Here is a 20646-nt window from a genome sequence, read left to right as displayed (position 1 = left end):
CCCGCCCCGATCGACCCGTACCGGAAACGCCCGACACGCACCGGTTCACCATTGCCGCCCGCGCCTGCTTAGGGTGCTGCCATGGGTAGCGAGCGGTGGGAGTGCGTGGCCCTCTCCCTGCACGCGACCGCCCGGGCACTGCGGCTGTATCGGCTTCGCGCCGTCGCGGTGACGGTCGTGGGTCTGGCGTGCACCGGGGCGTGGTTCGCGATCCTTTCCGCCGGCGGCGACGGGGGTGACGGCGCGGCCCTCGGCGGCTGGGGCATGGTCCCGCTCGTGGTCGGGGTGGCGGCCCTGGTGATCGGAATCGGCGCGCTCGTCCTGGCCCGGCGAATGCGGCGCACGCTGGCCCGACATCCCTGGGTCACCTGCTCCTGCCGGTTCCGCGATCCGGCCGACGGGGACGGCGCGTGGGGGCCGCCGCTGGTGATCGGCGACCGCGCCGGCGACGGCACGCAGTACGCGCTGACCGTGGTGTCCATGTCGCACCGCTGGTGGCACCTGCACAAGTGCGACGGCGGTGACGTGTGGTTCGCGGGCGACCCCGCGCACGGGGGCGTGGTCTCCCCGCCGGGTGGCGAACTCCTGCTGTGGACCCGGCCGAGCCGACTCGGCCGCAGCAGCCGACCCACACGCCGGGCGAACCCGGCGGGAGCCTGAGCCGCCCCCCTCTATCCGATCCCCCGCCCACCGCCGACCGGCCGCGTCACTTCACCACCCGCAGGCTGATCGGGTAGCGCATCACATCGCCGCCCGCCGCCCGCGCCCCGCCGATGACCGCGCAGACCGCGATGGCCGAGTACATGGCGCCGATCAGCACGCCGCCCACGTCGCCGAGCAGGGCCAGGATCGGGGCGAGCACGAACGAGAGCAGACAGGTCAGTTGGAAGTTGAGCGCCACGGTCGCGTTGTCCCGCACGAACGGCGACTCCTTGCCCGCGCTCCGGCGGATCATGAACGGACCCAGTACCGGAGCACAGAATCCGCTCCAGTGCGCCGCCGCACTCCACCCCCGCTCGCGCCCCGGCTGCATGCGCGCGAACGGCCCCATCGGCCGGTCGAGCCACCACGGCGGCGGCCCGGGCATCGGGCGCGGCACCGGCAGCGGCGGTGCGACCGGCATCGGCATCAGCAGGTCCTCGAGCAGGCTCTCCAGGTCCGCCCGGGTCTTCCCGGCCAGCGCCGAGGCCACCCGTTCCTCGAACTCGTCGGCGGTCAACCGGCCTTCGCCGAACGCGAACTTCAAATGCTCGATCGTGCGCTCACGATCCGCGTCGCCCACCCGCATGTGTGGGGGCATGCCGTACCAATGGGGTGGATGAGGACCGGAATTCGGGTGCATGCGCGGCTCCTCTCGCTGTGCACACGGCTCCGTACAGCATGCGCCGTGAACGGAGCGTGGTCCATCAGGGATAACCCTTGGCCCGACCCCGAGACAACAGCCGCAAGGATGACCCGCATCCGCCCCGCGGCGGCTGTCCCGCGGTCGACGGCGCGCCCGTCCGGGCCGGTTCGCGACCCGTTCGGCGGCGAGGGAACCGTTCCGCGACGTGCCCCGTCACAGGGCCATGCGAATCCACGACGGTTCCACGCGCGGGGCCGCGGCCCTGCCGATATTCGTGCTGGCGGCGGGACTCGTCGTCGGCGGCTGCACCGCTTCCTCTTCCCAGGACCGCGACAAGACGGACCCGACGCGCACGACCGCCCTCACCGCGGAGGAGAAGCCACTCACCGCGTTCGACTCGTGCGGTGCGCTGGTCGACGACTTCCGCGCGGCTGCGCTGCGGACCGTGACCGAGCACAGCGATGGGGTGCCCCTCGCGGCGCCGGACGCCGGCGCACCGGCCGCCGCGCCCAAGTCGGCGGAGGGCATGTCGGCGGATCGAGCGGCGCCCACCGCGCCGGAGCACTCGACCACCAATACCCAGGAGGTCGGCGTCGACGAGCCCGACCTGGTCAAGAGCGACGGGCGCCGAGTGCTGACCGTGGCCAACGGACGGTTGACCGTGCTCGACACGGCATCCCATCGGGTCACCGGGTCGCTGGAAGTACCGGGAGCACGCGCGACCGAGGTGTTGGTGTCCGGCGACCGGGCCCTGCTGATCCTGGACGCCGGCTCGAACCTCCCGCAGAGCCGGGGCGGTTCGGGCAAGATGGCGCCGATCCCCGGCGGTTCGGGAGGCTCGGGCGGTTCGATGTTGCCGGGGACGAACACGCAGGCGCGGTTCGTCCTGGTCGACCTCACCGCGGCACCGCGGATCCTGGGCGACCTGACCGTGGACGGCGCCTACGCCGACGCGCGACAGGTCGGCAGCACCGCGCGCATCGTGGTGCGCTCACGGCCGCGACTGAGCATGACGACGGACCGGTCCCCCGACAAGGCCAAGGACCGGATCCGCCGCTCGACCGCCGCGGACTGGCTGCCGCAGTTCACGCTCGCCGCGAACGGCCGTACCGAAACCGGCAACCTGGTCGGCTGCGACCGGGTCAGCCGCCCGGCGACCCGGGCGGGCGATCCCGGACACACCGGCGCCGCGACGGTCAGCGTGTTGTCCTTCGACCTGACCCGCGACCTGGACAAGGGCGATCCGGTGACGGTGGCCGCCGACGTGAACAACGTGTACGCCTCACAGTCCAATCTGTACCTGGCGATCTCGTCCTCCCGGCGCGCGGTCTCGCGCGACGAGAAGGTGATCGGTGGCGGACCGCCGACCACGAACACCGCGATCACCCAGCTCGACATCTCCGGCAAGGGCACCCCGAGGCTGGTCGCCACCGGCTCGGTCTCCGGCACGATGATCAACGAGTACGCGATGTCCGAACTCGGCGGCAACCTGCGGGTGGCGACGACGCTGAGCCCGGGTGACCCGACGATCCCGCAGAGCGGCCCCGGCAACCTCCCGCCGGGCGACACCACCCGAAGCACCACCGCACCGGGCTCCTCCGTGCCGGTCCCGCCGGGCAACGCCAAGCCCGGCACCCTCGCGCCGAGCACCGCCCAGGGCAGCGCGGCCCCGGCCGACTCGGCTCCCGGTGGCGCGCCCAACGGCTCGGCCGGCTCCGCCGTCGCACCGAGCGACGGCACCGACACCCGTCCGAACACGCCGAGCACTCGGCCCCCGAGCGCCGGGCCCCCGATCGCCCCGCGCTCCGGCAGCGAATCGGCCGTCGTCGTGCTCGCCCGCAACGGCGACCGGCTGACCCAGGTCGGCCGAGTGGGCGGACTCGGCCGCACCGAGCGGATCATGGGCGTGCGCTTCGCCGGACCGATCGCCTACGTGGTGACCTTCCGACAGACCGACCCGCTGTACACGATCGACCTGAGCGACCCGCGCAATCCCCGCACCGTCGGCGAACTGAAGATCAACGGCTACTCGGCCTACCTGCACCCGATCGCCGACGGCCGGCTGATCGGCGTCGGTCAGGACGCCACCGACGGCGGCATGCGCCTGGGCACCCAGGTGTCCCTGTTCGACGTCCGCGCCCTGGCCGATCCGACCCGGGTCGCGCAGTACACGATCCCGAACGGCAGCTCGCAGGCGGAGCAGGACGCGCACGCGTTCCTGTACTGGCCCAAGGACGGCACCGTGGTGGTGCCGGTGACCGGTGCCTACTCCATACCCGACCGGTCGCAGATCGCCCCCGGCGAGAAGTACCCGGGCACGCGCGGCTCCTACGCGCTGGTGTTGCGCGTCGACGGCACCCGCATCGTCGAGGTGGGCCGGGTCACCCACCCCGGCTCCAGGATCCTGCGCTCGCTGGTGGTGGGCGACGAGTTGTGGACCGTCTCGGCCGCGGGCGTCTCCGTCGACCGGCTCGCCGACGTACGCCAGGTGGCCTGGATCCCGATCGGCTGAGCACCACCGGGTATCCCCGAAACGCCTCGTCGGAGGCGGTCTGGTATACCCGGAGCAGCTGATCTGACAGACCATCAGAAACGATCGGAGCGCACATGGCGGTCACCGTCTTCACCGACCTCCAGCAGATCAAGGACTCGGTGGGCAGACACCTGGGCCACAGCGAATGGCTGGAGATCACCCAGGAGCGGATCAACCTGTTCGCCGACGCGACCGGGGACCACCAGTGGATCCACGTCGACGTGGAGAAGGCGAAGGAGGGTCCGTTCGGCGCGCCGATCGCACACGGCTACCTGACCCTGGCGCTGTCCAACCTCTTCCTGCCGCAGATCGTCGAGGTGCGCAACATCTCGATGGGGGTGAACTACGGCATGGAGAAGGTGCGTTTCCCGGCCCCGGTCCCGGTCGGCTCGCGCGTCCGCGGCGGCGCGGAGATCGTGGCCGTCGCGGACATCGCCGGGGGCGTCCAGGTGGTCAACCGGATCACCGTCGAGATCGAGGGATCGGCCAAGCCCGCCTGCGTGATCGACTCGGTCACCCGCTACCTGCTCTGACCGACCGCCGCGACACCGACCGCGGTCGGTGTCCCCGAACGCCGGACGGGCGCGCGTGCGCGACCCGTCCGGCCGTTCCGCTGCCGTGCTCGGCGACGTGTGCCCCGCCGCCGAGCACGGAAGTGGACGCACGGCCGCCGAGTCCCGACCACGCCCCGGCTACGCCTCCGGCTCGATCAGCACGCAGCGGGTGCGGCTGTAGATCGTCGGCATACATTTGTTGCAGTGCACGCACAACGACCTGGTCTTCGGCTCGGCCGCGATGCGGTTGACCAGGTCCGGCTCGCGCAGCACCGCGCGGCCCATCGCCACGAACTCGAAGCCCTCGGCCATCGCCAGATCCATCGTGTCCCGGTTGGTGATGCCGCCGAGCAGGATCAGCGGCAGCTTCAACTCGGCCCGGAACTGCCGGGCGGAGGCCAGCAGATAGGCCTCCTCGTAGGGGTACGACCGCAGGATGCGTTTGCCGATCAGCTTGACCCCCGTACGCTGCGGCTGCGGGAAGGTCGCGGCGAACTCCGGCACCGGGGCGTCGCCGCGGAAGAGGTACATCGGGTTGAGGAGCGAACTGCCCGCGGTCAACTCCAGCGCGTCCACCGAGCCGTCCTCCTCCAACCAGCGCGCGGTTCGGATGCTTTCGTCCAGCCAGATCCCGCCCGGGACGCCGTCCTCCATGTTGAGCTTGGCGGTCACCGCGATCCGGTCGCCCACCGCGTCGCGCACCGCGCGACACACCCCGCGCGCGACCTTGGCCCGGTTGGCGAGCGAGCCGCCGTACGCGTCCTTGCGGTGGTTGAGTTTGGGGCTGAGGAAGGCGCTGGCGAAGTAGTTGTGGCCCAGGTGGATCTCCACCGCGTCGAACCCGGCCTCGATCGCGAGCAGCGCGGCCTCGGCGTGCGCGCGGGTGATCCGGGCGATGTCCTGCTCGCCGGCGGCCAGCGTGGTGCGCATGCCCAGCGGGTTGAACATCCGGCCCGCGGACAGGGCGGGCCGACCGTTGGAGGCGGCGTTGGCCACCGGACCCGCGTGGCCGATCTGGGCCGAGACCGCCGCGCCCTCGGCGTGCACCGCGTCGGTGAGCCGGCGCAGCCCCGGCACCGCCTCGGGCCGCATCCAGATCTGGTGCCGGTCGGTGCGGCCCTCGGGGGCCACCGCGCAGTAGGCGACGGTGGTCATCCCGATGCCGCCGGCGGCGGGGCGGCGGTGGTACTCGATCAGGTCGTCGGTGACCAGCGCGTCCGGGGTGGCGCCCTCGAACGTGGCGGCCTTGAGGATCCGGTTGCGCAGCGTGAGCGGGCCGAGCTTGGCGGGGGCGAAGACGTCGGGTATCACGGGGCACCTCGTTCGGTACGGGACGGATTGGCCGGGCGCGGGGCGTCCAGGCCGGCGGTGACGAAGGCGGCCACGGCCGCGGCGGCGGGCGGGGTGACGAACACGTCGGCCACGGGTTGGCCGTAGAGCTGGAGCAGCAGGTCGAAGGCGAGCCGCCAGCGGTCCGCGATCTCGCGCTCACTCAGGTCCGGACGGGCGCCGGCCAGCAGCTCGCGCCAGGGCCGGTGCCGGAACCACGGGTCGTCCCAGGGCAGTTCCCGCCCGGACAGCACGGTCCGGGCGAGCAGTTGCAGCAACATCGGCCCGCTCGGCTCCCGGGCCAGCCGGTCGAACGGCTCGACGATCACCGTGACCACCTCGGCGACGGTGGGCGTCCACCCGGCCGCCCGGGCCCGGTCCAGCCCGGCCAGCGGTTCGGCCCACAGCGGGCCCAGACGCTGCTGCAGCAGTGCGACCACCAGGTCCCGCTTGGAGCCGAAGTGGTAGTGCACGGCGGCCGGATTCATCCCCGCGGCGGCGTTGACCGCCCGCACGGAGACCCTGTCGTAGCCCTGGGCGAGGAAGAGCCGTTCGGCCTCGTCGAGCAGCCGGGCCCGGGATTGTGCGGTCACGGCAGGCACCAAACCACGAACCGCCGGCATTTTCAATCACTGATTGAATCAATGATGGAACGGCGACCCGACCATCGACGGGGATCACCGGCTCAGTGCTGCGGCACCACCAGGACCGGGCATCGCGCGTGCTCGATCGTGGTCGTCGCGACGTGGCCGACCCAGTGCCGCAGCGGGCCGCGCCGGCGCCGGACGCCGACCACGGCCAACACGCTGCCGGCCGACGCCTCGACGAGCGTGGCCGCGGCGTCCGCCATCACCGAGTCCGCGCGCACCTCGACGTCGGGGAACCGCTCGCGCGCCGCCGTCAGCGCCTGCTCCAGCGCCGTCGCGTGCACTTCGGCGACCGCGCGCATGTCCGCCTCGCTCGGCCCGGCGAGGCCGGCGTATCCGGGCCAACTCCACGCGTGCACCGCGTGCACCGGCAACCCCCGATCCCGGGCCGCCTCGAACGCGGCCGACACCGCCCGGCCGTCGCCGTCGCCCTGGACGCCGAGCAGCACGTCCGCGCCGCCCGCCCGGGGCTCGCCGCGCACGATCAGCAGCGGACACTCGGTACGCGCCGCCAGGTACCGGGACACCGAGCCGAGCAGGAGGCCGCCGAACCCGCCACGCCCGCGCGATCCGGCGACCAGCAACATCGCCCCCTCGGCCGCCGCGAGCAGCGCGTCACCCGGCAGGCCGTAGCCCACCCGGGCGTCGACGCTCAGGTTCGGACAACGGCGCAGCGCCGCCGCCGCGGCATCGCGGACCAACTCCTCGGCGGCGCGCCGGGTGTCCTCGTTCGGCTCGACCGGCTCGAACCCGGGCGTGGCCATCGGCACCCGGATCGCGTGCACCACCCGCAGCGGCGCCCCCGCGCGGGTGGCCTCCTCGGCGGCCCGGGCCAGCGCCCGATCACCGTGCTCCGAACCGTCGATGCCCACGACCACCGGGGGTGTCCCGACCGCGCCCGTGTCCGCCATGCCCACCCTCCTCCGTCCACCGCCCGAGGTCCGTCCGGGACCCGAGATCCGTCCACCGCCCGAGGGCCCGCCGAGACGGCGAAGACCGGCCCGGCGGAGCTGCCGCCGGGCCGGTTCGGGTGACCGCCGCGATCAGAAGTTCAGATTGCTCAGCAGGTTCGCGACACTCTTGCCGCTGCTGTGGATGCTCGGCGCGATCGAGGTGCTCGCCAGATAGAACCCGAGCAGCGCGCACACGATGGCGTGCGGGATTCGCATGCCGCCCTTGCGGATGAAGATGAAGACGATGACGCCCAGCAGGACGACGGTGGAGATGGACAAGGCCATGGGGGTGACTCCTCGGGAGGCGCGCTCGGGAGCGCAGGGGACGGAACGGCCGCGCCGATTTCGGGACAGCGCGAAGAGTGCCGGTGGGACGGCGGAACGTGCGTGCATGTGTCACCGGCACAAAAACTAACAGAAAGTGTCGATAAAGGCGCAAATCGTCACATTCTTGCCAGGCGAGTCGCGCGGCGTGACGGCGTGTCCCGGCGTGTCCCGGCGTGTCGTGGCTCCCGCCGAACCGCCCTCCGAGCCGCCCTCCCGAACGGCCCGGCGCGCTCCGGCCCCGAACACGTCCGGGCCGGCCCGACACGAGGTCGGACCGGCCCGGATCGTGGCCGAGGGAGCTGCGCCGATCAGGTCGGCGGCACCTCGATGTCGGTCTCCAGTCGGCGGTGCTCGCGCAGCCCCTGGGAGATCGGGTGTTCCTCGCCGAGCTTGCGTCGACACGCGCGCTCGGTGCGGGTGAACCAGTCGAGGGACTCCTCCCGACGGCCGATCTCACCCAGGCTGTGCACCCGGTTGCAGGCCGCGACCAGGGTGTGCGGGTGCTCCGCGCCCAGCAACTCCTCGTATCGCTCGTAGGTGACCCGGTCGAGTTCGGCGCACTCGTCGACCTCGCCCGCCCGATAGAGGTTGTTCGCGTGGTTCACCGCCGCCGCCAGGGTGAACGGGTGCTCCTCGCCCAGCGATTCGCGCAGCCCCTCGATGCACCTGCGCCCCAGCGCCAGCGCCTCCTCGAGCCGGTCGACCGCCCGCAGGTAGCTCGACAGGTTGCTCCCGCATCCGAAGGTGAACGGGTGTTGCCCCCCGAACTGCTCGCGATAGCCCTGATAGGTGTCCTGGGCCAGTTCGAGGGCCTGCTCGTTGTTGCCCATCGCGCGGTGGTCGGCCGCGAGGTTGAGCGCGCAGGCCAGCATGTCGGGGTGGGTCGGGCTCAGGAAGGCGCGGTACTTCTCCAGCGTGTCGCTGTCCAGCGATCGGGCGTAGCGGGCGTCCCCCGTCTGCCGGATCGTCACCGCGAGGTTCTTGGAGGTGCGCAGCGCGTCCCGGACCCGACCGTTGGCCTCCTCGAGGGCCAGCGTGCGCTGCAGCACCGCCCGCGAGCCCGCGTAGTCGCCCAGCTCCCGCAGGTCCTGACCGACCTGGTTGGCCAGGAAGCACGTGCGCGGGTGGTCCTCCCCCTGGATCCGCCGACGCCAGTCGTAGGCGGTCTGGTGCACCTCGCGCGCCTCCTCCAGACGACCGGTCAGGCGCAGCGAGACGCCGAGGTTGTTGGCCGCGAGCAGGGCGTCGTTGGTGTCCTCGCCGAACACCTCGCTGAACCGCCGGTAGTTCTCCCGGTCCGATTCGAGCGCGGTCTGGAAGCGGCCGAGCGAGCGCAGGTCGCCGCCGTACCCGCGCCCGGTGATCAGGGTGTGCGGGTGGTCGGGGCCCAGTGCCGCGCGCTGCGCCTCCAGGGTGGCCCGGTCCAGGTCGTAGGCCTTGCGGTACTTGCCCTGGGACCGGTAGACGTTCGCCAGCTGGGTGCACATGCGCAGCGTCAGCGGGTCGTGCCGACTGAATCGCGCGCGCCACCGGTCCAGCGCGACCTCGGCGATGTACTGGGCGAATTCCCAGTCGTCGGAGCGCCAGGCGAAGCGGACCTGCTCGACGATCCAGCGGCGCACGCCCTCCGAGTCGCTCTCCAGGGCGCGCGAGGGCACGAGGTGCTTGTACAGCTCCTCGTACGCGTCCTGGTTCGCCGGGTCGTCCACGTCGCCGGGGGCGTTCGCGGCCAGGATCTCCAGGGTTCGGGCGCGCCGGGCGATGTTGTCCTCGGCCGGCATCTGGTCCCGCAACACGGCCTGCACCAGGCGGTGCACCTGGATGGTGTCCGCGCCCCGGTCCACCCGGGCCAGCGCGTAGCGACCGAGCTGCTGGAAGATCCGGGACAACAACAGTGTGTCGCCGAGCGAACTGTCCACCCGGATCAGTTCCTGGAGCACCTCGCGCGAGCGCAGCAGCCGCATCGAGATGGAGTCGGGCGACAGGTACGCGCACAACTCCAGCAGGCGCACCGCGGCCGGCTGCCGCTCCTTCAGCTCGTCCAGCGAGACGGTCCACGTCGCGGCGGCGGTGGTCGGGTAGTCCGGCGGCTGGCCCTCCTCCAGGATCGCGGTGACCCGCGTGTTCACCCGCTCCAGGTAGTCCTCGACCGGCATCGCCGACTCGGCCAGCCAGGCGCCCGCCTGCTCGACCGCCAGCGGCAGGTCGCCCAGCGCGGTGGCGACCTTCTGCGCGTCCGCCTCGGTCAGCGCCGGCACCCGGCGCTGGAGCAGCGCGACGCTCTCGTCGCGGCGGAACACCGGTACTTCGAGCGGGCGGGCGCTGCGCGCCCACAGGTCGTTGCGCGAGGTGACCAGGACGTGTCCGTTGACGCTGCCCTGCGGCATCAGGTTGGCCAGCGAGGCGGGCTCGTCGGCGTTGTCGTAGATCACCAGCCAGCGGTCGTAGGGCTCGCCCTGTTGCAGGCTCTGGAGCACCGTGGCCGCCGCGTCGCCCACGTTCTCCCCGGTGGACAGTTCGAGCCGCACGCCCAGCCGGGCGAGTTGCGCGGCGACGCCCTGTGCCTGCTCGGCGGACACCCACCAGATGATGTCGTAGTCGGCGGCGAAGCGGTGCGCGTACTCCAGCGCGACCTGGGTCTTGCCGACGCCGCCCAGACCGTGCAGGGCCTGGGGCAACACCGCCGTGGCGCCCTTGGCCAACTGGTCGCGCAGGCGTTCGAGAATGTCGTCACGCCCGGTGAAGGCCGAGTGCCGGGGCAACAGTTGGGACACCCTGGGCTTGGTGCCGGGGAAGCGGGGGCCCTCCGCCGGCGGGGCCTCCGAGGGGGTGCGGCCGAACGCGGCGAGCAGCGCGGTGCGCGCGTGCTCCTCGGACAGCGCGGACAGCGACACCGTCTCGCCCACGCCCGGGTCGAGGTCGAGCCCGTCGTCCACCCGCACCGTCACCACGCCCACCCGATCCGCCGACACGAGCCGGCGCAGCGCGGTGCGCATCGCGGTCCAGGCCCGGCTGGGCAGCGAGTCGGGCGAGGACAGCACCACGACGCTGTCCACGTCCTCCAACCGCTCCAGCGGCGTGTCGCAGCCGCCGGTGCCGACCACCTGGGTGCCGGCGGCGATGAGTTGGGCCCGTACCCAGTCGACCCACATGCGGTCGCGGGCGCTGTAGAGGATGCGCACGGTGACCGGGGCGGTGTACCGGATCCGCTCGAAGCGGCGCAGCTCGCGTCGGCGCTCGCCCTCCTCGACGGGATCGAGTCGGGTGATCGCGCCCTCGGTGAGCACACCGGTCAGCCGCTCGTACGCGGCGAGCAGGCTGCCCTCCTGGAGCGGCCGGTCGCCCAGGGTGGCCAGGGTCTCCTCGTAGGCGTAGAACGCCTTGTACGGGATCTCCACCTCGCCCCAGTACTTGGTGCGCTCCGCCTCGGAGTATTCCGCGAGGAATTCGGCGAACCGCTCGCGCGCGTGGTCGCGGCCGGCTTCGAGCTTGTCCTTCTCGTCGTCCTCGACCCGCATCGGCACGGGCAGTATGCGCAGCGGACGCTCGGCCTGCCGGGCGATCGAGCGGGCCACGTTGACGCCGCCGTCGATGGCCTGCTCGTTGAGGGTGAAGCCGTCCACCACGGTGTCGGGCAGCAGGGTGGTACAGATGCCGGCGATGTCGTTGAGGCCGGTGCGGCTGTCGATCAGGGCGTAGTCGTAGGACGCGCGCATGTCCTCGCGCAGCGCGTCCAGGAAGCCGATGCCGTGCGGACTCTCACAGAAGTCGGCCCAGTTGAAGCCGGCGAGGGTCGCCGCGTATTCGTGGTTCTGCCGGCCCGGGCCGAGGAAGCGGATCAGACCGCCGTCGGGGAAGTCGCGGTCGACCTTGACCGCGCAGCCGTCCACCCGGCTCTCCGCGATGCGGCTCGCCTCGATCATCGCGTCGGTGCTGGCCTCGGAGCCGACCACCTTGGCGAAGGCGCGGATCATGTCGAGCACGCCGCGCGTGTCCTCGAGCCGCTTGTCGATCAGGTACGGGTGGAAGTAGCGGTGCAGGCCGGGGGATTCCAGGTCCCAGTCCACCACGAGCACGCGCTTGCCTCGCGAAGCCAGGATCCAGGCCACGTTGGCCAACGCCATCGTGCGACCGGTGCCGCCCTTGTACGAGTAGAACGTGACGACGGTTCCCGATGGGCCGGGTGGGTTGTCGCTCATCGCTTCAGTGCTCCTCAACGTCGCCACCGGGTCCCCACAACAGTGGGCGGCGAGGGTTGTGTCGGGCCGTGATCCAGCGGGGTCGGGCGGCCGAGTCCAAGCCGGCGCGAGCGCGGGCGGGCAGCCCCCGGAAGGCGGTGGTGAACGGCGCGGAGGCCCCGAACGCGGTGCGCGCGGGCGGCGGACTCGGGCTGGGCTCGACGCGCACGGTCGGGAACAACTCTCGTGCCTCGGCCGCCGGCAGCGGGCGCAGCGGGGCACGTTCGGCCGCGACCAGTACGCGGGCCAGCTCGGCGACCAGATGTCGGTAGTCGGCCGAGTGCCCCTCCAGGCGCATCAGGTCGAACAACCCCTGGCGGGCGTAGATCGGGCCGTAGTCGTTCTCGGCGCCGAAGTCGGGCGTCGGTTGTCCGTCGAGCCGGGAGTCGGTGGCACGCCAGCGCACGGTGACCACCGCGTCCACCCGTCGGCCGGTGTGCGCCCGGTGTCCGCGCACCCGTTCGGCCAGTACGGCCCATTCGCGCATGGCGCGCGGATCGGCGAGGTAGTCGGGCGACGCCAGCACGACGGCCGCGGGAACCGAGCAGGCCAGCGCCTCGGGCGTGGCGCCCACACCGGAATCGGTACACGAGGGCAGCACACCGCGGGCGCCGCCCCCCTGGGACAGCCGGGCGGCGACCGCCTGTTCGACATCGGCGTGAAAACGCTCGACATAGGCCCGCTCATCGCCGCACGACCGACTCGTGAAGAAGACTGGTGTCATCTCGACCCCTGATGTCGGCACTTCGTCGCGACGCGCGTGGGCTTGCCCTCCCCCGCAGTCACTCGTTGTTCCCAGGCTACCCGAGTCCATCACGCGACGTTACTCCTCGTTACATCAGGTAATCTCATGTTCATCTTTCGTTTCGTGTCGTTCCACCCGCGTCCACGACCCGCTCGCGGGGCCCGCGGCGGCCCCGGTCGCCATTGCGCGCGACCCAGGCCCGATGCCCCGAACGCACCCGTTCGGCCGCGCGGCGCGCCGCGTCGGCCGGTACGTCCTCGCGCCACCACGACTGCACCGTGCCCGCCATGGCATCCACCACACGTGCGCCGTCCGGCGTCAGTTCACCGCACTCGCGCAACGTCGCGATCGCCTCGGTCACGTGCTCGCGGTGTACGGCGAACTCGGCCTGTGCCCGATCCTGCTCCTCTCCCGTGACGGCGTGCCGGCGAACCCGCCAGAAATCCGCGATCCCCAGATGCGCGTAGGCGCCCTGCAAGAGCGCGCCCACCGGTCGGGGGTCCAACCGCCAGGGCGCCCGGTACCGGGCGCTCGAGCGCGTCGAGAGATTCGTGATGTCCTGCATCGCGCCGAGCTTGTTGTGCTGGAACTCGTGGACGAGCGTGACGGCCAGGGTGGTCGGGCCCACCTCGGGTGTGAGCGCGAGACCCCCGAACGCGTACCGCGACGACGAACTGAGACTGACGCCCGGCTCGCCCACCACCGGAACCAGCGTGGACAACGCCGCCGGCAAGCCGGCCGCGTAGACCCGGTGAGAGTGTGCCAGCTGATCCCAGGCGCAGACGAAATTCCGTTGCAGCGAGGATACTTGGCGAGCCGTCAGCCGGGCGCTCGGCTGCCAGCGATGCACGTCGCGATAGAGGTCGACGTCCTCGATGGCAAGCGTCGCGCTCAGCCCGGCGGCGGTGGCGGAACACCTGCGGTTGGCCTGACGGCGCGAGACCAGCCGACTGCCGACCGACCACTGTCGCCCGGTCAGCGCGATCCGACCCGCGTCCGCCGCCACCCGCACCCGCCCCAGCGTGGGCAGATACACCCAGCCGCCGACCGCGCACAGCTCGACCCGGCCGGGCGGACCGTGCTCGGGATCCCCGCGCAGTGCCGCGGCCGCCGCGATCGAGCCCAGGTGGCCCAGGAGTTCGTCGAGATCGGGGGCGGCCGGGTCGAGGTCGGTCCGGCCCAGGCGCAGCAGGCCGCGCATCGCCCACGCGCCGGTGTACGGGTGCATCAGCACGGTGCGCGCCGCGTCCGGCGCGGTGCGCTGGACGTGCGCGAGCAGGTCGTGGGCGTCGATGAGGTGCGCGGTGCGCGCGCTCGGCAGCCGCTCGCGGGCGGTGGCGACCACCGCGTACACCTGGAGCAGGCGGCGGCTCTCCTGCGCCCGGGCGAGCGCGGACACGGCCGCGAAGTCGCCCTGTCCGGCGGCGAGTCGATCGAAGGCCGGGCCTTGGAGCCGATGTGTCCCGATCATCCGCGACTCCTCGAATCGGCCACCAGGGCACGGACGTCGGCGCGCACCCGGGCGCCGACATGGTCGATCAGCGCGCGCAGGTCGGCGCAGTACACGGACGGGTTGTCGAAGCCGTTCTCCGGGCGATAGCGGTGCGCCCGCAGGCCGCCCCCGCAGGTGCGCACCACCGGGCAGCGCCGACACGTCGCGCTCAACCCGGCCACGCCGACCGCCGCGTGGGCGTACGCCGGGGCGGACAGCACGGTCGCCGGGTCGTGCCGGAACACGTCGAGCCCGGTGGCCGCCGCACCGTCGTAGGCGGACTTGAGCGAGTCCTCGCGTTCGAACGTGCCGTCGGTCTCCACCACCACGGACCCCGGCGGGCCCAGGCCCAGGATCTCGCTGTGCACCTCCCGGCCCAGGATCAGATCCACCAGGTCCTCCAGGATCCGCACCCGCGTCTCCCGTACCGGCGCCCCGTACCATCGGTCGAAGACCGCGATCAGCCAGTCCGCGTAAGGGGTTTCACCATCCCGGGCGCCGGGCGGCGGGAACTCCCGGGTGGCGTGCGGCAGCAGCAGGTCGAGCATCGGCGGGGCGTGCGAGAGCAGTTCCTCGTAGGTGGCCACCGGGTCGTTGCCCAGGTCGATCGTGCACAACAGGCCGCCGTACAAGGGCCGGTAGCGCGGCCGGCGCAACAGCGCGATGCCCCGGACCGCCTCGGCGTGGCTGCCGCGCCCGTCCGCGTGTCGACGGTGCCGGTCGTGCGCGAGCGCGTCGCCGTCCAGCGAGACGCCGACCCGGATCCGGTGCGCGAGCAATACCTCGGCGCAGCGCTCGTCCAGCCGAACTCCGTTGGTCTGCATGGTGATCCGCAGCTCGGCCACACCCGCGAGCGCGGCCCGCAGTTCACGCGCGATCCGGTCGATCCGCTCCGGTCCCGCGAGCAGCGGTTCGCCGCCGTGCAACACGATGTCGAGCACCCGCAGGCCGGCCCGCTCGGCGTGTGCGCGCAACCAGGCGCCGAGCGCGCCGACGGTCGCGTCGGTCGGCACTCGGGGGCGGTCGCGCCAACTCTGGTCCCGGAGTTCGTACACATAACAGTGATCGCACGCCAGATCGCATCTCGCCGCGATCTTGACCACGAATTGCCGAAACGGAATCGCTTCGTGCATCGGACCTCCCACGGTCAGGCCCGAACGGCGCCGCTCCCGTCCGCCCGGGGACCCCCGGCACGGTCGATTCCGCCCCGGGGATCGAACTCCGTCTCGACGAGAACCGGATCCACCACGCTCGTGAACCCCGCGACCACCGCCTCCGAGGGCTCCTCGGACTCGTGGACCAGTCGGCGCAGCGCCGAGGCCAGCACCGAGGCCGGCAGGTGATCCAGATCGTCGAGACAGAGCCCGTCGAGGTCGGGCAGCGCCGACTCCACGTCACCGCGCTCTCGTTGCATCCGCAGGACCCCCGTTCCTCCCGCGTCGCCGGATGCCGGGTTCGTCTCGCCCGTCCGGCCCGGTAGCGTTCGGGCGTGCCGTCCGAGTGAAAACCGTACATTCGAGTGCGGAACGTATCGCCACGATTACACAAGCCTTCCTATACTAGCCGGGCCGGGTCGATCTGCGCGATGCTCTGTTGTGGGCAGAGTCGTACACGCGAACGACCGGCATGGGGGCGGCACTTGCCAGACCCGCGGCGCGGTCGCGGGTGTCGCTGGGCCGTCCTTTCGTACGGTGCACGATCCGGGGGTCGCTTGGTGGACTACGACTTCTTCACGAGTCACGTCGCCGACCGTGATCCCAAGTGGGCTGCCCGATTTCACGACGACGTCGAGGCGGAACTGCGGCGCGGGATGGACCGGGTGCGGGCGGCGATCCGGCTGCAGCCGACCTTCGGGCCGATCCAGATCCCCGACGGCGATCCGCCCGCCCGGGCGCGCGCGATGGTCGCGCTGTGTTCCGACGACTACTTCGAGGACCTGGACTGCGGGCGCGACTGGGCGGTGTTCACCGACCGGTTGCATCGACACGAGTCGATCGTGGGCGTCTCGGCGCCGAACCTGATCGCCGTCCAGTGGACCACGATCGAACAACCCGTGCCGCCCGCGGTCGGCCCGATCCAGTGGCCGGTCGGGATCCCCGCGCCCGGTCGCGGGCCGAGCGTGTTCGACATGTTGCGGCTCGGCGGCATCCGCGATCTCGGCTACGTCCGCGCGGTTCGCGCCGTGGCCGATCGGGTGGCCGCGGCGCTGCGCCATCGCCTGGCGCCGCTGAACGCCGCCGAGGCGGACGAGGTGGAGCCGCTGTTCGGCAGCCACGACGGCGCCTCGCGCACGATGCCCGAGGTGCCGCGCCGGTTGCCGATCCTGGAGCCGGTCCCCCCGGCCCGCACCGACCTGGTGATCAGCTACGTCGGCAACGACCTGGCCTGGGCCGACTGGGTCAGCGAGGTGCTCACGTTCGAGGACTACCGGGTCTCGCTGAGCCGCTGGGACTGGAGCGCGGGCGAGAGCTTCGGCAAGGCGATGGCCCGCGCGCGCGGGATGGGCGAACACGTGCTCGCGCTGTTCTCCGAGCACTACTTCGAGGCGCGCCGATTGGCGATGGACGAGTGGGAGGAGGCGCTGGGCGACGGGGACGCGGGCGGTCGACTGCTGCCCATAGTCGTCGGTCACACCCAGGTGCCGTCGATGTTCCGCGGCGTGCCACCGGTCGACCTGACCGAGGCGGACGCGGTCGGCCAACGCGATCTGCTCGTGGCCGCGGTGCATCGCTTCGCACCGCTGCCCGCGCGGAATACGGGGTTCGCCTGACCGTGTCGGACCCGATAACCCCGTCGCCGCGCCCGCCCAGGCCGGACCGACCGCCCACGAACGGGCCCGCGCCCGTGCCCGCGAACGCGCCTCCGCCCGCGAGCGCCCCGGCGCCCGCGGTGGCCCCGCCGGCGCCCAGGGCCGCGCCTCCGCCTCCGCCGCGCTCGCCCACCGACAACCCGCCGGTGTGGCGCGTCCCGGGCACCAGGGGGCGGTTCTACGGCCGCGACAACACCCTGGCGGACCTGCGCGCGCTGATGCAGGTCGAACATCGGGTCGTGCTGCGTCCGCAGGACGACCTGCCCGGCCTGGGCACCACCCACCTGGCCCGCGAATACGCCTACCGGCACCGGCACCTGTACGACGTGGTGTGGTGGTTCGACTGCGCCGCCCGCCCCACCGAGAGCGGCGTCGCCTTCCTGCACCGCGTGCTCGAACAACTGGCCGACCTCGGCGGGCGGGTCGACCAGACCGTCGGCCCGAAGCACGAACTGCGCTCGCGCGAGGGCTGGTTGCTGATCTTCGACGAGGTGGACCGGCCCGGTCTGATCGGCGAGATGATCCCGACCGGCCCCGGCCACGTGCTGATCACCAGCACCGATCCGCTGGCCCGGCACCTGGGCAGCACGGTCGATCTGCCGCCGCTGGACCGGCAGTCGTCCGTACTGATGCTCCTCGACGCACACCGGGGCTTCGAGCTGGAACTGGTCACCGCCGAGGCGATCGCCGCGTTCGTCGGCGACCGACCCGCCGCGATCGCCCGGATCGCGGAGCTGTTCGCGACGGGGCTGGTCTCCCCGGAGGTGACCCTCGAACTGCTGCGCTTCGGCAACATGGCCAAGCTGTCCCGGACCATCCCGCAGAACCAGGTCGTCTACCTCGCCGACCTCTTCCTCGCGGTGCGCGGACTGCGGGCGCCGGACACCTGGTCGATCTGGCTGGATCTGTCCGAGGACTACCTCGAACACCAGTTGCTGCACCGGCACATGACCGACGCGCGCTCGATGCTGCTGCACATGTTGCGGACCCTGGTCAACGGTCCGGAGCCGATCCACTCGCTGCAGTGCCTGTGCCGTGCGCTGCACGACGTACTGCCCAACACCCAGGGCGTGGAGGAGGTCTGCCGGGCGATCGACAACCTGCCCGGGTGAGCGGCCGACACGAGGGGTACTTCCGGCGAAGGGGCCGATTCCGGCCGGCGGGTGCGCCATGCTGATGCGTATGGCGAATGACGGGGAGTACGGGGGCGAGACGGTGCGTTACTTCATCAGTCACGCCGGTTCGGACACGGATTGGGCGAAGTGGGTCGCGGGGCAACTGGTCCGGGCCGGTCTGGACGTCGAACTCGACGCCTGGGACTGGGCCACCGGCGAGAACCTGACCACGCTGGTCAGCCGCGCGCTGGACAACGCCGGGCACATGATCGCGCTGTTCTCCCCGGCCTACTTCGTACCGGAGCGCTGGACCACGGTCGAGTGGACCGCGATGTCCGACGCGCTGCGCGGCAGCGGTCGGCGGCTGATCCCGCTGGTGGTGCACGAGGTCCCGCGCGAGCGGATCCCGTCCGTGCTGCGGCCGTTGTTGCGCCGGACGTTGTACGGCAAGTCCGAGGCGGACGCGCAGACGGAACTGATGGCGGCGATCACCGGGCCGACCCGGCCGACGGAGCCACCGCCGTTCCCGGGGCCGCGGGGAGACGGGGCGAGGGCCGGTGGATCGGGGTCGGACGGGACGGCGCCGGCGGGCCCGGCGCCCGCGCCGGTCGTCCGCCCGGTGCCCGCGCCGCGCCTGCCCGCCGAGCCGGTGATCCGCCGCACCGTCACCGCCGGGCACACCCGGGCGCTGACCGACGCGATCATGGCGGTGCCCCGGATCGCCCGGACCGACCTGTGGAACCTGTGGCTGGATCTGGCCGAGGACTACTTCGAACGCCCGTTGCCCCGCGAGCAGATCGCCGCACCGCGGATCATGCTGCTGCGGCTGATCCACGACCTGTCCACGCTCGCCGAGCCCGAACCGGCCCGCGCGCTGGACGCGTTGGTCCGTGCGCTCGGCGACGTACAGCCGACCGGTCCGGAGATCGAGCGGGTCCGCGAACTCCTGGCCGAACTCACCGCACCGAGCGACACGGTGGACCCGGCTCCGGACCGGGGCTAGGGCCCGTCGGGTCGTCAGGAGCCGCCGTACGCGGCGCGCCGACGCCGCTCGTAGGCGCGCCGCCAACCGGCCCGCCACAGCAACGCCGTCCCCGGCGGGATCCAGCGCAACACCCGCCGCCGCTCGGCGCCGGTGGCGTGGTGCAGGTGGAAGGCCACGAACGCCGGGAGGTCGCGGCCCCAGACCCGCACGGTCCGGGTCGGCATACGCCCGTCGGGCGTGCCGCGCACGTGCCGGCGCATCAGCGGGAACAGTTCGTGCTCCTCGGCCAGGCTGTGCCGGGCGACCAGTTCGCACAGTCGACCGATCGCGGGCGAACGATCCCGCAACGGCACGCTCCGGTCGGCGACCGGGCGCATCGCCTCCTCCAGGGTCGAGTGGTCGACCTGGAAGGCGGTCACGGTGCGGGCGGCCCGGGGCGAACCGGCGCGCACCGACGGGTACAGGACGATGTGCTCCTCGCGATGGTGCGCGCGCAGGAAGCGCAACACCAGCGCGAGATGTTCCTCGACCGCGCGGACGCGCAGGATGTCGACCGGATCGAGGTGTCGGGTCACCTCGGTCAGCCGGGCCAACTCCTCACGCAGGCCGCGGTGCGCGACATAGCCGGGAGTCAGGTCGAGGGTGGGGACGGGAGTGGAGGTGGGGGTGACGGGCCGAACTGTGGACGTGGACACGGGGGCCGCCTCGGGAGGCACGGGATGGGGGAACCCCACACCGTAAGGGCATCCGGCACGTGTTCCGCACGGATGCAAGGAGATTTTCGGCCATTCCCGAATGGCGCCCGCTTCCGGTCCGATAGCGGTCGAGCCGATACCGAACCGGAACGCCGGATGTCGCTTTTCTTGCGCCCCCCGTTTCGCCGCCTCCCGCTACTTCTTCACGTTGGGGATCGTCCAGTCGATCGCCTTGTGCCCCATGGCCGCGAGCGCGGCGTCGATCTGCGAGAACGGCTTGCTGCCGTGGAAGAGCTTCGCCGACAGCGGCGAGGGGTGCGCGCCCTGCACTATCGTGTGCTTGGCGGTGTCGATCAGCGAGATCTTCTTCTTCGCGTGCCCGCCCCAGAGCACGAACACCACCGGCTCGTCCCGGTCGTTGACCGCCTTGATCACCGCGTCGGTGAACTTCTCCCAGCCCTTGCCCTTGTGCGAGGCGGCCTCGTGCGCCCGCACGGTGAGCACCGTGTTGAGCAGGAGCACGCCCTGCTGCGCCCACGGCATCAGGTAGCCGTTGTCGGGGATCGGCAGGCCGATGTCGGCGTTCATCTCCTTGTAGATGTTGCGCAGCGACGGCGGGATGCGCACCTCGGGCCGGACCGAGAAGGACATGCCGTGTGCCTGGTTGTCGTCGTGGTACGGGTCCTGCCCGACCACCAGCACCCGCACGTCCTGGTACGGCGTCGCCTCCAGCGCCGCGAACACCTCGTCCTCCGGCGGGAAGATCTGGTGTTCCTTGCGTTCCGCGTCCACGTACGCGGTCAGCTCGGCGTAGTAGGGCTTCGCCAACTCCTCCGCGAGCACGGGCCGCCAGGACTCGGGCAACGTCTGCACAGCAAG

General features: G+C 72.1%; 18 protein-coding genes. 6 read left to right on the top strand and 12 right to left on the bottom strand.

Annotated elements, in window-relative coordinates:
- Nucleotides 1-81: 81 nt before the first annotated feature.
- On the top strand, nucleotides 82-660 hold the full coding sequence (locus EMA17_RS25845; RefSeq protein WP_126639514.1) for a hypothetical protein: 579 nt from the start codon (nucleotides 82-84) through the stop codon (nucleotides 658-660).
- 46 nt (nucleotides 661-706) lie between these two features.
- On the opposite strand, the gene EMA17_RS25840 is transcribed toward EMA17_RS25845, so the two are convergent.
- Nucleotides 707-1342: a DUF1707 and DUF4870 domain-containing protein gene (locus tag EMA17_RS25840; RefSeq protein WP_126639513.1), complete on the bottom strand. Its 636-nt coding sequence runs from the start codon at nucleotides 1340-1342 to the stop codon at nucleotides 707-709.
- 226 nt (nucleotides 1343-1568) lie between these two features.
- Between EMA17_RS25840 and EMA17_RS25835 the strand changes: the two genes are divergently transcribed.
- On the top strand, nucleotides 1569-3857 hold the full coding sequence (locus EMA17_RS25835) for a beta-propeller domain-containing protein (RefSeq protein WP_218043027.1): 2289 nt from the start codon (nucleotides 1569-1571) through the stop codon (nucleotides 3855-3857).
- A 95-nt stretch (nucleotides 3858-3952) separates the two neighbouring features.
- On the top strand, nucleotides 3953-4411 hold the full coding sequence (locus EMA17_RS25830; RefSeq protein WP_126639511.1) for a MaoC family dehydratase: 459 nt from the start codon (nucleotides 3953-3955) through the stop codon (nucleotides 4409-4411).
- A 159-nt stretch (nucleotides 4412-4570) separates the two neighbouring features.
- On the opposite strand, the gene EMA17_RS25825 is transcribed toward EMA17_RS25830, so the two are convergent.
- The 9 genes from EMA17_RS25825 to fxsA all read right to left on the bottom strand — a co-directional run bounded on the left by EMA17_RS25825 (nucleotide 4571) and on the right by fxsA (nucleotide 15577).
- Nucleotides 4571-5743, bottom strand: coding sequence for an NADH:flavin oxidoreductase (locus EMA17_RS25825; protein WP_218043025.1), 1173 nt, complete (start codon nucleotides 5741-5743; stop codon nucleotides 4571-4573).
- Complete coding sequence (locus EMA17_RS25820; protein WP_126639510.1) at nucleotides 5740-6354, bottom strand: TetR/AcrR family transcriptional regulator; 615 nt, start codon at nucleotides 6352-6354, stop codon at nucleotides 5740-5742. Before EMA17_RS25820 ends, EMA17_RS25825 begins: the two co-directional genes overlap by 4 nt.
- 92 nt (nucleotides 6355-6446) lie before the next feature.
- Nucleotides 6447-7319 (bottom strand): universal stress protein, encoded by an 873-nt coding sequence (locus tag EMA17_RS25815; RefSeq protein ID WP_126639509.1) that lies wholly within the window; start codon nucleotides 7317-7319, stop codon nucleotides 6447-6449.
- 132 nt (nucleotides 7320-7451) lie between these two features.
- Entirely contained in the window at nucleotides 7452-7646 is a 195-nt protein-coding gene (locus EMA17_RS25810) for a DUF2304 domain-containing protein (RefSeq protein ID WP_126639508.1), read from the bottom strand.
- A gap of 350 nt (nucleotides 7647-7996) precedes the next feature.
- Nucleotides 7997-11887, bottom strand: a complete 3891-nt coding sequence (gene fxsT, locus EMA17_RS25805) for an FxSxx-COOH system tetratricopeptide repeat protein (RefSeq protein WP_126639507.1) — start codon at nucleotides 11885-11887, stop codon at nucleotides 7997-7999.
- A 4-nt stretch (nucleotides 11888-11891) separates the two neighbouring features.
- Nucleotides 11892-12650: a hypothetical protein gene (locus EMA17_RS25800; RefSeq protein WP_126639506.1), complete on the bottom strand. Its 759-nt coding sequence runs from the start codon at nucleotides 12648-12650 to the stop codon at nucleotides 11892-11894.
- 130 nt (nucleotides 12651-12780) lie between these two features.
- Nucleotides 12781-14142 (bottom strand): HEXXH motif domain-containing protein, encoded by a 1362-nt coding sequence (locus tag EMA17_RS25795; protein WP_126639505.1) that lies wholly within the window; start codon nucleotides 14140-14142, stop codon nucleotides 12781-12783.
- A complete protein-coding gene (locus tag EMA17_RS25790; protein WP_126639504.1) occupies nucleotides 14139-15296 on the bottom strand; it encodes an FxsB family cyclophane-forming radical SAM/SPASM peptide maturase in 1158 nt (385 codons plus the stop codon). The genes EMA17_RS25795 and EMA17_RS25790 overlap by 4 nt, the downstream gene beginning before the upstream one ends.
- Nucleotides 15297-15310: 14 nt before the next feature.
- A complete protein-coding gene (fxsA, locus tag EMA17_RS25785; RefSeq protein ID WP_126639503.1) occupies nucleotides 15311-15577 on the bottom strand; it encodes an FxSxx-COOH cyclophane-containing RiPP peptide in 267 nt (88 codons plus the stop codon).
- Nucleotides 15578-15877: 300 nt separating this feature from the next.
- Here fxsA and EMA17_RS25780 point away from each other — a divergent pair, with 300 nt between their 5' ends.
- The 3 genes from EMA17_RS25780 (at nucleotide 15878) to EMA17_RS55435 (ending at nucleotide 19090) form a co-directional block, all read left to right on the top strand.
- A complete protein-coding gene (locus tag EMA17_RS25780) occupies nucleotides 15878-16933 on the top strand; it encodes a toll/interleukin-1 receptor domain-containing protein (protein ID WP_160161552.1) in 1056 nt (351 codons plus the stop codon).
- 185 nt (nucleotides 16934-17118) lie between these two features.
- Nucleotides 17119-18084: an effector-associated domain 2-containing protein gene (locus EMA17_RS25775; RefSeq protein WP_126639501.1), complete on the top strand. Its 966-nt coding sequence runs from the start codon at nucleotides 17119-17121 to the stop codon at nucleotides 18082-18084.
- Nucleotides 18085-18154: 70 nt separating this feature from the next.
- Entirely contained in the window at nucleotides 18155-19090 is a 936-nt protein-coding gene (locus EMA17_RS55435) for a TIR domain-containing protein (RefSeq protein ID WP_160161551.1), read from the top strand.
- A gap of 14 nt (nucleotides 19091-19104) precedes the next feature.
- Here the strand turns inward: EMA17_RS55435 and EMA17_RS25765 are convergent, their stop codons facing one another.
- On the bottom strand, nucleotides 19105-19767 hold the full coding sequence (locus EMA17_RS25765; RefSeq protein ID WP_160161550.1) for a hemerythrin domain-containing protein: 663 nt from the start codon (nucleotides 19765-19767) through the stop codon (nucleotides 19105-19107).
- A 195-nt stretch (nucleotides 19768-19962) separates the two neighbouring features.
- Nucleotides 19963-20640, bottom strand: coding sequence for a uracil-DNA glycosylase (locus EMA17_RS25760; protein WP_126639498.1), 678 nt, complete (start codon nucleotides 20638-20640; stop codon nucleotides 19963-19965).
- Nucleotides 20641-20646 lie beyond the last annotated feature (6 nt).

This window comes from Embleya hyalina (assembly GCF_003967355.1).
GTDB lineage: Bacteria > Actinomycetota > Actinomycetes > Streptomycetales > Streptomycetaceae > Embleya > Embleya hyalina.
This window is presented reverse-complemented; position numbering and strand designations above follow the sequence as displayed.